Annotated in this window: 13 protein-coding genes; 9 read left to right on the top strand and 4 right to left on the bottom strand. The window is 64.4% G+C overall.

What is annotated here, in order from left to right; translation table 11 throughout:
* Positions 1-69: 69 nt before the first annotated feature.
* Together D3227_RS14240 and D3227_RS14235 are read left to right on the top strand one after the other, a co-directional pair.
* A complete protein-coding gene (locus D3227_RS14240) occupies positions 70-285 on the top strand; it encodes a hypothetical protein (RefSeq protein WP_147377600.1) in 216 nt (71 codons plus the stop codon).
* Between the two features lie 184 nt (positions 286-469).
* Complete coding sequence (locus D3227_RS14235; RefSeq protein WP_120014732.1) at positions 470-1,507, top strand: MBL fold metallo-hydrolase; 1,038 nt, start codon at positions 470-472, stop codon at positions 1,505-1,507.
* 93 nt (positions 1,508-1,600) lie between these two features.
* Here the strand turns inward: D3227_RS14235 and D3227_RS14230 are convergent, their stop codons facing one another.
* On the bottom strand, positions 1,601-3,634 hold the full coding sequence (locus D3227_RS14230) for a tetratricopeptide repeat protein (RefSeq protein WP_167480694.1): 2,034 nt from the start codon (positions 3,632-3,634) through the stop codon (positions 1,601-1,603).
* Positions 3,635-3,841: 207 nt separating this feature from the next.
* On the opposite strand from D3227_RS14230, the gene D3227_RS14225 reads away from it, so the two are divergent.
* The 3 genes from D3227_RS14225 to D3227_RS14215 are packed head-to-tail and all read left to right on the top strand — an operon-like array spanning position 3,842 to position 7,280.
* On the top strand, positions 3,842-4,927 hold the full coding sequence (locus D3227_RS14225) for a PLP-dependent cysteine synthase family protein (protein ID WP_120014731.1): 1,086 nt from the start codon (positions 3,842-3,844) through the stop codon (positions 4,925-4,927).
* A 26-nt stretch (positions 4,928-4,953) separates the two neighbouring features.
* Complete coding sequence (locus D3227_RS14220; protein ID WP_120014730.1) at positions 4,954-6,426, top strand: pyridoxal phosphate-dependent decarboxylase family protein; 1,473 nt, start codon at positions 4,954-4,956, stop codon at positions 6,424-6,426.
* 23 nt (positions 6,427-6,449) lie between these two features.
* The gene (locus tag D3227_RS14215; protein WP_120014729.1) at positions 6,450-7,280 is read left to right on the top strand and encodes an alpha/beta fold hydrolase; all 831 of its coding nucleotides are present in this window, start codon (positions 6,450-6,452) and stop codon (positions 7,278-7,280) included.
* A 4-nt stretch (positions 7,281-7,284) separates the two neighbouring features.
* Here the strand turns inward: D3227_RS14215 and D3227_RS14210 are convergent, their stop codons facing one another.
* The 3 genes from D3227_RS14210 to D3227_RS14200 all read right to left on the bottom strand — a co-directional run bounded on the left by D3227_RS14210 (position 7,285) and on the right by D3227_RS14200 (position 9,875).
* Positions 7,285-7,659, bottom strand: coding sequence for a YciI family protein (locus tag D3227_RS14210; protein WP_120014728.1), 375 nt, complete (start codon positions 7,657-7,659; stop codon positions 7,285-7,287).
* A 93-nt stretch (positions 7,660-7,752) separates the two neighbouring features.
* Positions 7,753-9,162, bottom strand: a complete 1,410-nt coding sequence (locus D3227_RS14205) for an ATP-binding protein (RefSeq protein WP_120014727.1) — start codon at positions 9,160-9,162, stop codon at positions 7,753-7,755.
* The gene (locus D3227_RS14200; RefSeq protein ID WP_040582875.1) at positions 9,159-9,875 is read right to left on the bottom strand and encodes a response regulator; all 717 of its coding nucleotides are present in this window, start codon (positions 9,873-9,875) and stop codon (positions 9,159-9,161) included. The genes D3227_RS14205 and D3227_RS14200 overlap by 4 nt, the downstream gene beginning before the upstream one ends.
* A gap of 234 nt (positions 9,876-10,109) precedes the next feature.
* On the opposite strand from D3227_RS14200, the gene D3227_RS14195 reads away from it, so the two are divergent.
* The 4 genes from D3227_RS14195 to clpS all read left to right on the top strand — a co-directional run bounded on the left by D3227_RS14195 (position 10,110) and on the right by clpS (position 11,675).
* Entirely contained in the window at positions 10,110-10,412 is a 303-nt protein-coding gene (locus D3227_RS14195) for a hypothetical protein (RefSeq protein ID WP_120014726.1), read from the top strand.
* 38 nt (positions 10,413-10,450) lie between these two features.
* A complete protein-coding gene (locus tag D3227_RS14190) occupies positions 10,451-10,696 on the top strand; it encodes a hypothetical protein (RefSeq protein WP_120014725.1) in 246 nt (81 codons plus the stop codon).
* Between the two features lie 174 nt (positions 10,697-10,870).
* Positions 10,871-11,233, top strand: coding sequence for a hypothetical protein (locus D3227_RS14185; RefSeq protein WP_120014724.1), 363 nt, complete (start codon positions 10,871-10,873; stop codon positions 11,231-11,233).
* 136 nt (positions 11,234-11,369) lie between these two features.
* Positions 11,370-11,675, top strand: coding sequence for an ATP-dependent Clp protease adapter ClpS (gene clpS, locus D3227_RS14180; protein WP_120014723.1), 306 nt, complete (start codon positions 11,370-11,372; stop codon positions 11,673-11,675).
* Positions 11,676-11,681 lie beyond the last annotated feature (6 nt).

Here is an 11,681-nt window from a genome sequence, read left to right as displayed (position 1 = left end):
CGGATTTGGAATTGGTTGTCCAAACCGCGGGCCGCGCAAGCGGCGGTCGGCGTCCTGCTCGTGATTGCGATGCGGTCGATCCTGGAATTCTTCAGGATCGGCGGGGCGACTGGAGCGCAGCTGAACGGGGATCAGGTCTTCTATATCGAAGGAGCGCTTGCGGCAGTTGTCGCAGGGCTGGCTGTTCTTGTTCTGCATGCAATGGGGCGGCATGGTTGGGCGACCCTCTTTTGCGCGGCAGCGATAATTGCCCTGGTCGCATGGAAGATCGCCGTCATCCGTTGAAAGCAGGCAGAACAGCATCAAATCCCGGCATTCGCGCCGGTCCTGAAGCCGTTCAGCCCCGCGATGCCGTGACCAGTATCCGCTTGGCCGAAGGGCACCGAAACCCTACATTGGCATCATCTGGCTGCTGCGCGGATCGTTGCACCCGCGAAGCGGGCGAATGCAACAGCGGGGCATTGGCAGAATGATCTTCCGACAGCTCTTCGATTCCGTTTCGGGGACCTACTCCTACCTGCTCGCCAGCCGCAAGGGCGGCGAGGCGCTGATCATCGATCCGGTGCTGGAGAAGGTCGACCGCTACCTTCAGCTCGTCAACGAACTCGACCTCAGGCTGGTCAAGGCAGTGGACACGCATCTGCATGCCGACCACATCACCGGCCTCGGCGCGCTGCGCGACAAGACGCATTGCGTCACCGTGATGGGCGAGCAGACCAAGGCCGACGTGGTGTCGATGCGGCTTGCCGATGGCGACAAGCTCGCCATAGAGGGGCTGGCGCTCGACGTGATCTACACGCCTGGCCACACAGACGATTCCTACAGCTTCATCCTGCCGGACCGGGTGTTCACCGGCGATACGCTGCTCATCCGCGGCACCGGCCGCACCGACTTCCAGAATGGCGATCCGCGCCAGCAATATGAATCGATCTTCGGCCGCCTGCTCAAGCTGCCCGACGAGACGCTGATCTATCCGGCGCATGACTACAAGGGCGAGACCGTCTCGACCATCGGCGAGGAGAAGGCGTTCAATCCGCGCCTGCAGGTGAAGTCAGCGGATGAATACGTCGAGATCATGAACAATCTCAAGCTCTCCAATCCGAAGATGATGGACGTCGCCGTGCCGGCCAACATGAAGGTCGGACTGCATCAGGACGATATTGCCGGGCGGGGCTGGTCGGTCACCGCCGAGGCCGCACTTGCGCTGGTCGGCAGGTCCGACGTGGCGCTGATCGATCTGCGCGAGAATGCCGAGCGTGAACGGCATGGCGTCATCCCCGGCGCCATCCATCTGCCCTATCCCCGCCTGCAGGAAAACATTGCCGCCGGCGGCATGCTGCACGAACTCGCCAGGTCGACCGGCAAGCGGCTTTTGTTCTACTGCGCCTTTGGCGAACGCTCGGCGATGGCGGTTCAGGCCGCCCAGGACGCTGGGATCGCCAGCGCCCGCCACATCCACGGTGGCATCGACGCCTGGAAGAAGGCGGACGGACCGCTCGTCCATTAGAGCAATTCCAGGAAAGTGCGTAGCGGTTTTCCGTCCGGAATTGCGTAAAAACAAATACTTAGGCGGAGCCAGCCGCTCATCAGCCCTGGAAGTTCAATTCAAGCCGATGAGCCTGGCGCCATTCCGAAACAGGGCCTCCCCCTCGGAATCGAAGCGGAAGGTGGCGATGAAATCGTCGGCGCGGTAATCCGGCAGCGTCTTGCGGATGGCGGCAGCGAAGTTTCGTGCCTCATCCTGCCGGCCCGCCAGCGCCAGGCAGTGCGCTGCGATCGACAGGATGATGGTGTGGGCGTTGGGCCGTGCGGCCGCTTTCAGCGCCCATTCGGCCGCCTCGTCGAACTGGCCGAGCCGGGCAAGTGCCATGGCCCGTGACCCCAGCATGCCGAACAGCAGCGGATCGAACGGGCTGAGGTGCCGCGAATGGTCGGATGCGCCTATCGCCGCCTTCGGATCGCCCGACTGGGATTGCACGAAGGACAGCGCGTAGTGGCCTAGCGCGAAGTTCGGGCTGAGGTCGACGGCCCTTTCCAGTTCGAGCAAAGACCCGTCTTTTTCGCCGCGCAGCCACAGCGCGCGGCCCATGGCCCAGTGGGCGGCAGGGTTGTGGTCGTCGACCAGCAGGCTTTGGCCGGCGCTTTCGAAGGCAAGCGCGGTTTCCTGGTCGCGATCGCCCCAGCGCTGGAAGGCGTTCTGCCAATGGGTGAAGGAGAGGCCGGCATAGGCGCGGGCGAAGGTCGGGTCCTGCTTCAAGGCCATGCCGAAGAACTGCTGGGCCAGTTCGTTCTCCGTGCGGGTGAAGCGGTACATGTGCCAGAGGCCTCGGTGGTAGGCTTCCCAGGCATTGAGCGAGTTGGGTGCCTTCAGCATGGCGCGGTTGCGTTCGACCGTGGCTATCTCGGCCGCGATCGAGGAGACGATGCTGTTGCCGATATCGTCGAGCACGATGAAGATGTCGTCCGGCTTGCGCTCGAAGGTCTCGGCCCAGACAATCCTTGCGGTGCGCACCTCGATGAGTTCGACCGAGACGATAACGCGGCCCGCCACGCTGCGGACGGTTCCGGTGGCCACGTAATCGACGTTCAGCCGGCGCCCTGCATCCTCCGGCGCGATGTTTTTCTCGGCCAGCGCGAACATCGACCCACGCGCGATGACGAAGAAATCCCTGAGCTTGGCGAGGCGGGTGATGATGTCGTGGGTCATGCCGTCGGCCAGCCCACCGCGAACGCCGTCGGTGCCGGCATGCTCGACAAACGGCATCACCGCGAGCGAGGCCTGGCGCGATGCGGCGGCATCCGGTTCGGTAAGCGCGATCGGAACCTGGGGCGCGAAGGCAATCGCCGGCTGCGCACCTGGCGCCGCATCCGACTGCCGGTCCTTGATCGCGCGCCATGCCTCGCGCACGGGTGCGAATTCCAGCTCTTCCGAGTGAAACAGCTGGGCGGCGACAACAAGGTGTTCCTCGCACTGGCCGATCTGGCCCCGCCTGGTCAGGTTCTCCAGCAGCGCCACATGCGCGCGGACGTCGAAGGGCGCGAGTTCCAGCCATCTGTCGAGATAGGGCGAGACGCCGTCGGAGCCCGCCGGCAAGGTGCTGACCAGATGCTCCAGGATGGCGATATGGCACGAGGTGAACCGGCGGCGCTGCGCAACCAGCCAGCTGTCGAAATGCGGACAGCGGTCCAGCTCCAGCCCATCGAGGAAATCGCCGGCGAACAGGTCCGACAGCGCCCGCAGCCGTTCCGGAGCAAGTGTTCCTATTCCCGCCGCCGCGGCAGCGGCGATCTCGACGGCATCGACTGACACACCGTCCAGGCGCAGCCCGACCGTGTCGCCCTGCGTTTCGACCCTGCTGACATCAGGGTTGTCGAGAACACCGCGCAGCTTGCTGAGGCACCAGCGAAGCTCGCCCCGCGGGTCGTTCGGCACATCCCACAGAAGCTCGCACAGGCGACTGCGCCCGACGGCATGCGGCGTGAGCGTGAGATAGGCAAGCAGCGCACGCAGTTTGCGCGATGCCGGCAATGCGATCGGAACACCGCCGCGCAGAATCGTCAGCGGCCCGAGCAGGCGCACGGAAAGGCCGGCCACCTCGCCATCCAGAGTCTCTTGGACGGATTCCACGGGCAATTCCACGGTTGCTACCACGCTGGCCAATCGGTCCCTGTTCTATCACCGAATGCGACAAGGTGCATCCGGCAGCGAAATCTAGCGCCGGCTGTCGCGGTTGCCGCACTGCCGGCAAGTCGGGAATTGTAACGCGGCAAAGTCTCGAAACCTCGCCGCCCAAACCGCCGGTTTGTAACCGGCTCGTGACGACACAAAGGGAGACCAGACATGTTGCATCAGTTGAAAATCAGAACCACCGCCGGCCGCGGCCGCCTGTTCGACAGCATTCTCGACACGGTAGGGGACACGCCGGTGATCCGTATCAACAATCTCGGCCCGGCCCATGCGACGATCTATGTGAAGGCCGAATTCTTCAACCCCGGTGCCTCCGTGAAGGACCGGCTGGCGCTCAACATCATCGAGGAAGCCGAGCGCAGCGGCGCGCTGAAGCCGGGCCAGACGGTGGTCGAGGCTACCAGCGGCAATACCGGAATCGGGCTTGCCATGGTTTGCGCTCAGAAGGGCTATCCGCTGGTGGTGACGATGGCCGACAGTTTCTCCGTCGAGCGCCGCAAGCTGATGCGCATGCTGGGCGCCAAGGTGGTGCTGACGCCGCGTGCCCAGAAGGGTTTCGGCATGTACAAGAAGGCGGTGGAACTCGCCGAAGCCAATGGCTGGTTCCTGGCCCGTCAGTTCGAGACCGAAGCGAATGCGGCCATTCACGAAGCGACCACGGCGCGCGAGATCATAAATGATTTCGCTGGCTCGCGGCTCGACTGCTTCGTCACTGGCTATGGCACCGGCGGCACCGTTGCCGGCGTGGCGCGCGTGTTGCGCCGCGAGCGGCCGGAGACCCGGATTGTGCTCACCGAGCCGGCCAATGCGCAGCTTGTCGGCAGCGGCAAGCCGCAGGAGCGTGGTACTAATGGCGCACCGGCCGCCAGCCACCCGGCCTTCGAGCCGCATCCGATCCAGGGCTGGACCCCGGATTTCATCCCCAAGGTCCTGCAGGAAGCGATCGACAAACGCCACTATGACGAGGTGGTGCCGATCGCCGGGCCCGAAGGCATCAAATGGGCCAAGGCGCTGGCGCAGCAGGAGGGGATCTTCACCGGCATCTCCGGTGGCGCCACTTTTGCCGTGGCACGCCAGATCGCCGGGACATCGCCGGCCGGATCGGTGATCCTGTGCATGCTGCCCGACACCGGGGAACGCTACATGACGACGCCGCTGTTCGATGGCATCGAGGCCGAGATGGACGCGGAGGAGATCGCGCTTTCGCGTTCGACGCCCGGCTGTCAGTTCGACGCCTGACAGCGCGTATCGCGGGGGACACCACAATGGACGCGATGCCGCAAACCTCGAGCGCGACAACGGAGGAAACGCTCGATCCTCTGGACTGGGCCGATATGCAGGCCCTGTCGCACCGGATCGTCGACGATGCCGTCGGCTATCTGCGCGACGTTCGCGACCGCCCAGTGTGGCGGGAGATGCCGGCCGAGGTGAGGGCGTTCTTCACCTCGCCACTGCCGCGCTCGCCGGCGCCACTCGCCGAAATCTATGGCGAGGTTGCCGACAACGTCATGGCCTATCCGATGGGCAACATCCATCCGCGCTTCTGGTCCTGGTATATGGGCTCCAGCAACTTCACCGGCGCGCTCGGCGATTTCCTGGCGGCGGTCCAGGGTTCCAATCTGGGCGGCGGCAACCATGCCGCCGGCCTGATGGACAGCCAAGTGGTCGACTGGTGCAAGCAGATGGTTGGCTTTCCCGCCTCGGCCAGTGGCACGCTGGTCAGCGGCGGCTCGATGGCCAACATCATCGGGCTCACCGTGGCGCGCAACACCAAGGCAGGCATCGACGTGCGCGAACATGGCGTCGGCGCCGTCACGCAGCCCTTGCGCTTCTATGGCTCGGACCAGACCCACTTCTGCCACCGTAAGGCGATGGAGGTGCTCGGCCTCGGCAACCGGGCGCTTCGCCGCATCCCAAGCGATGCCGCAATGCGCATCGATGTCGCCGCCTTGCGGGCGGCGATCGCGGAAGACCGAAAGGCGGGCTTCAAGCCGGCCTGCGTCATCGGCAACGCCGGCACCGTCAACACCGGCGCGATCGACGATTTGCAGGCGCTTGCGAGGCTGGCGGCGGAAGAGGATCTCTGGTTCCACGTCGACGGCTGCATCGGCGCGCTGATCGCGATCGCGCCGGAGAATGCAGCGCTCGTTGCCGGCGTCGAACAAGCCCATTCGCTTGCGCTCGACCCGCACAAATGGCTGCACGCGCCGTTCGAGGCGGGCTGCGCGCTGGTCCGCGATGCCGAGGCGCATCGCGGCGCCTTTGCCGTCATACCGGAATATCTGGAATCGACCTCGCGCGGCCTCGCGTCTGGAAAATGGCTGCACGATTACGGGCTGCAGACATCGCGCGGCTTTCGCGCGCTCAAGGTATGGATGGCGCTGAAGGAGCACGGCATTGAAAAATTCGGCCGCCTGATCGACCAGAACATCGCTCAAACCAAATATCTGGCCAGCCTGATCGAGGCCGAGCCGGCGCTGGAACTGATGGCGCCGGTGAACATCAACATCGTCTGCTTTCGTCACCGCGCCAACGGACTGTCAAGCGAGCGCCGGAAAGCGTTCAACACCGAGATCATGCTGCGTCTCCAGGAAGAAGGCATCGCGGCCCTTTCCGACACCACCGTGCATGACCAGCATTGCCTGCGGGTGGCAATCGCCAATCACCGCACCCGGCACAAGGATCTCGACCTGCTGGTCGCGGAAATCTTGCGTCTCGGCGCAGAACTTGCCGCGTGAGCGGAGTAGCACAGGAGGGACGCATGCCGTCCAGGGACTATGCGATAGACTATGCGGAAGAAGGCTCGGGACCGACCGTGCTGTTCATTCCGGGATCCTTCAGCACATACGCAGCTTGGCGGCCGATGCAGAAATGGCTGTCGCCTGACTACCGGATGATCGGCACCAGCCTTTGCGGCTATGGCGCGACCGCGGAGACCCGCTCGCGCAACGATTTCGGCATGCGGCACGAGCTCCGCGTCATCGAGCAGGCGGCACGCCGTGCCGGAGGACCCGTGCATCTGGTCGGGCATTCCTTCGGCGGGACCGTCGCCCTTGCCGCAGCCCTGGCAAACTCCATCGACGTGGCGAGCCTGTCGCTCTTCGAGGCAAATCCCCTCGCGCTCCTCAACGGAAAGCCGAGGCAAGGTCTCTATCAGGACGTTCAGAGGCTCAGCCGGGAGTTCAGCGCGGCGCTCGATGCCGGCGACGCCGATGCAGCCGGGATCATCATCGACTTCTGGGGCGGTCGAGGCACGTTTGCGGCGATGCCCGAAATCGTGCGGGGCCATTGCCGGCAGACAGCGGCGGTCAATGTGATCGACTGGCTGACGGATTTCAGTTTCGAGGCTGCCCTCCGCGACTACGGTGCCCTCGACATCCCGGTTCTTCTCGTCAGAGGCGGGTTCGCCAATCCGGCCACGGTGGCAATGACCGACATGCTGCAACAAGCCTTGCCGCATGTGCATAGCGCGGTTGTCGAGGACGCCGGTCACTTCCTCATTGCGACCCATGCGCAAAAATGTGCCGCGCTGCTGACACGGTTCCTGACGATTGCAGACGCGGAGCTGCCGGAACGCGCGATGGTTGCCTGACCCCCTAACCGGCGGGAAGCGGCGTGCCGGGAAGGTAAAGCATGATTGGTCGGATCTCGTAGACGGCAGTGGGATTGACGCGTCTGAGATCGCGCGCTGTTGCAATCGCCTCGTCTTGGCTGGCGCAGTTAAGGACATAGAGGCCCAGCAACTGCTCCTTGGTTTCGGCAAAGGGACCGTCGATCACCATGCCGTCGCCTGGGCCGCGCAGTGTGACGGCCGCCGCGGTTGCGCCCAGCCTTGCCGCCGGGCCGAGTTTTCCCTCACGGGTCAGCCTGGCGTTGACCTCGAGCAGGTCGTCCATCAGTGCCGCATCCTCGTCAGGCGTCCAGGACTGGACGGTCTGTTCGACGTGGTAGGCCAGGATCGCATAGAACATGGGACGGTCTCCTCCTGCCGGATCGGGCGGTAATATCACAAGGATCGCGGGACTGATCCAGCCCCGGTGCCGATCAGGCCTCCTCCTGCTGACTCATGCTGCCAGCGGCAGGCGCAGCTCCGTCAGCAGACCGCCGCCGGGATGGTTGGAGAGGCTGATTTCGCCGCCGGCGGCACGCGCGATGTTGCGGGCAATGGTCAGGCCGAGGCCGAGGCCGCCGGTCTGGCGGTTGCGCGATTGCTCGATGCGAACGAAGGAACCGAACACCGTGTCGAGCTGCGCCTGCGGGATGCCGGGCCCTTCGTCGCGGATGGCGAGCGTGATCGTGTCCTGCGACCGCTCCAGGCTGAGATGCGCCTTCTTGCCGTAGGTCACGGCATTCTGGACGAGGTTGGTGACGCAGCGCTTCAATGCCACCGGCCGGGCGATGCAGATCAGGCCGCGCGGCCGCGTGCCGTCGTGGTCGAACGAGACCTCCTCGAAGCCGTCGGAGATCGCCTCCACCAGCGACCAGAAATCGATGCGTTCGGCCTTCTCCTCGGTCACCTCGAACTTGGCGAAGTCGATGACCGAGCTGGCGATGCTCTCGATGTCGGCGAGGTCGTGCGTCAATGCCGCGCGGGCCGGCGATTTGCGCAGCAGTTCGAGGCGCAACCGCATCCGGGTCAGCGGCGTGCGCAGATCGTGCGCAAGTGCTGCCGCGAGGTGCTCGCGGTCCTCGACATAATCGCGCAGCCTGAGCTGCATGGCGTTAACCGCCTTGGCCGCGGCGCGGATCTCGCGGCTGCCGGTCTCGGAAATCGGCGGGCTCTTCAGGTCGTGGCCGATGCGCTTCACCGCGGTTTCCATCATCCGGTAGGGCGCGGTCAACCGGCGCAGCGACCAGATCGACATCACCACCACCAGCCCGGCGATCAGGGCATAGAGCGGCAGGCTGTCGAAGCTCAATATCGGGCCTACCGGCGTGATCGGCTCGGTGAAGTTCAGCCACTGCCCGTCGGCGAAGCGGAGCGAGGCCGTCAGCTTGTCGCTCTGGGCGAAATCCGCCGCCAGCACCAGCAGGTCGCGCTCCACCTGGCCAACATCCTTGTTCATGATCGCACCGCCGGGAGCATCCGACTCGCGCGTTGCCGGATCGCGCCGCACGCGCGCGTCGGTGATGCCGAATTTGGTCAGGCGCCCGACGAGGATGTCCTCCAGTTCGGCAAGTTCGTCGTCGCCGGCGATCGAGGAGGTGACGGCCGGCGTGTCCGAGACGGTCAGCGCGTAGGTGGCGTTGAACAGGCCGGATGCGGTCGCCTTGCGTTCTTCGGGCGTCGCATCGTGCATCAGTTGCACCAGCGAGAAGGCGCGGTCGTTGAGGCGGTAGAGATCGACCACGTCGTTGGCGGCGTCGCGGTCACGTGCGACGATGTAGAGGGTCGCGACCTGGCTGATCAGCAGGCCGGCAATGACGATGAGCAGCACCCAGACAGGCAGGGTCTGCGGCAGGAAGCGTCTCATTCGGAGGTCGTCTCGGGCAGGAACTGGTAGCCGCCACTGCGCACGGTCAGGATCAGTTTCGGCGTCTTGGGATCGTCTTCCATCTTGCGCCGCAGCCGGCTGACTAGGATGTCGACGCTGCGGTCGAAACTGTAGCCGGTGTCGCCGCCCGAGAGCTCGATGAGCTGGTCGCGGGTGAGAACGCGCTGCGCGCTTTTGACGAAGGTCTGCAGGAGGTTGAACTCCGCCATCGTCAGCTCGACCCTGACATCGCCGGGCGCCGTCAGGCGGCGGCGCGAGCAATCCATCGTCCAGCCGGCGAAGTGGTAGATCTGCTTGGTTGTCGGGCGGCGCGGCTCGGCGGCGCCGTTGCGCCTCAGCACGGCGCGGATGCGGGCCAGGAGTTCGTGCGGATCGAAGGGTTTCGGCACATAGTCGTCGGCGCCCATTTCGAGGCCGACGACGCGGTCGGTCGTCTCGGTGACGGCCGTCAACATGATGATCGGCGTCGTGTGGTTGGCGCGCAGTTCGCGGCAAAGCTCCAACCCGCTCTTTCCGGGCAGCATCACGTCGAGAACGATGAGATCGACCTGCATGCGGCGCAGGATGGCCTCCATCTCGACGCCGTCGGCGGCAACGGTCGTGTGCAGGCCCCGCTTCTGCAAGAACTCCTGAAGCAGGTCGCGTATGCCCTTGTCGTCGTCGACGATCAGTATGTGTGCGTCGGATTTCACGGGAACCCTGTCATTGCTGGGGGCCAAGCGGTCATCAGATCTCCCACACGATAGAATTCGGGCCATATGTTGGCCAGTGGCGATAGCACAGCCCAAGGCGGATTCGGCAGAAACAATCCAGAAACAAATTTCTATAGTCCGGAAAAACTCACGAAAAAATTCAAGGGCATAACGGTGTCGTGGCGGTCAGGTCATCGGCTGCGACGCTAGTCTCCGGAGTAACGGACAAGACCAATGCATAGGTTCTCGATCAGCTTGATGGGTGCGTTGCTCGGCATTTCGCTCGTCACGGCCGCGGTCGGAGCCTCCGATGCAAAGGTGGTGCCGATCACCCGGGCCGAGCGCTGCAGCGACCTCAACCGTCAGGTTGACGAAGCCCTCGAAACCCATGCCGCGGCAACGCAGGTCACCGCGGCGAAAGCACTGCAAAGAAAGGGAACCCGGTTCTGCGCCAACAAGAAGCAGGCACAGGGAATCCGGATGCTCGCAAACGCTTTGAAGCTGCTTGGAGTGACACCGAACGACCCGATTCAGTGACGCTCAAACCCCGACCCGCATAAAAAGGAAATGAAGCCATGAACAAGTCCCTCCTCTCCGCCCTCGGCCTCGCTGTTGCTCTCGCCTTCTCGATGCCGGCTCTCGGCAACGCAGCTGCGACCACGACCGCTGCTCCCGCTGCTTCGACCACCGCGCCGGCGGCTGCGCCTGCCAAGGCTGCTCCGAAGAAGGTCACTGCCAAGAAGACCGTCAAGGCCTGCAAAGTGACCAAGACGCACAAGTGCCCGGTCAAGAAGGCGCCGAAGGCAGCCAAGAAGTCCTGATCCAGGCTTGGCAAAAGCCAGCTTTCCTGACAAGGCCGCTCCAGCCGGAATTCGGCTGGAGTGGCCTTGGATCAAGCCGGAGCGCCGGCGGCGTCCAACCCGGCATGCCAGAACTAGTTTAACGGCCGGCGATCCCTAACCCGATCGCAATGCCGGCCCTGCAGGACAATCCGCATGAAGCGGCTTTCGTCCATTTTGCGTTCGATGGTCATCGGCGGCCTGGTGGTCAGCGGAGTGGCCAAGGTATTGATCCTGCTCTCCGCCAGCCCAGTGCCTGACCCCGCCAGCGGACGAACCGAGCCGTCACTGTTCGCGCCGAAAATATCCACCGACTGGGACTACATCACGCCCGGGCAAACCTGGCTGCTCATCGTACTGACCGGCACGGTGCTGATCTGCTTCATCGCCTGGCCGGTGGCGGCATGGATGGAGCGCCGGGTCGATGCGTCCGATACGCGATCACATCCAGATGCGCCAGCTGTCGGGACGGTGCGGCAGATCCCGCCGCGGCGCATGTTCAGCCGGCATGGCCGTTGAACGGCCCGCGACAGTGACCCACATAGATTTGTGAGAGGCCGCGCGGCTGGGTAAGGGGGTGCGCGCCGGTCGAAAAATGGACGACCGCTTTCGCCCGTGACAAAGTGAAGGCGTATTTCCCGCTTGCAGTTGCCCGATGCCTGAAACCACCACCACACCGCGCACCAAGACACAGCCGAAGACCGAACGGCCGAAGCTCTACAAGGTCATCCTCATCAACGACGATTTCACCCCGCGCGAGTTCGTGGTGACGGTGCTCAAGGGCGAGTTCAAGCTGAGCGAAGACCAGGCGCAGCGGGTGATGATCACCGCGCACCGGCGCGGCGTATGCGTCGTCGCCGTCTTCACCAGGGACGTCGCCGAGACCAAGGCGACGCGGGCCACCGACGCCGGCAAGGCCAAGGGCTACCCGCTGCTGTTCACGACGGAGCCGGAGGAGTGAGGAGCG

Source organism: Mesorhizobium waimense, from assembly GCF_003601975.1.
GTDB classification, from domain to species: domain Bacteria; phylum Pseudomonadota; class Alphaproteobacteria; order Rhizobiales; family Rhizobiaceae; genus Mesorhizobium; species Mesorhizobium waimense.
Note: the sequence above shows the minus strand (reverse complement) of the source record. Positions and strands in the feature narration are given on the sequence as shown.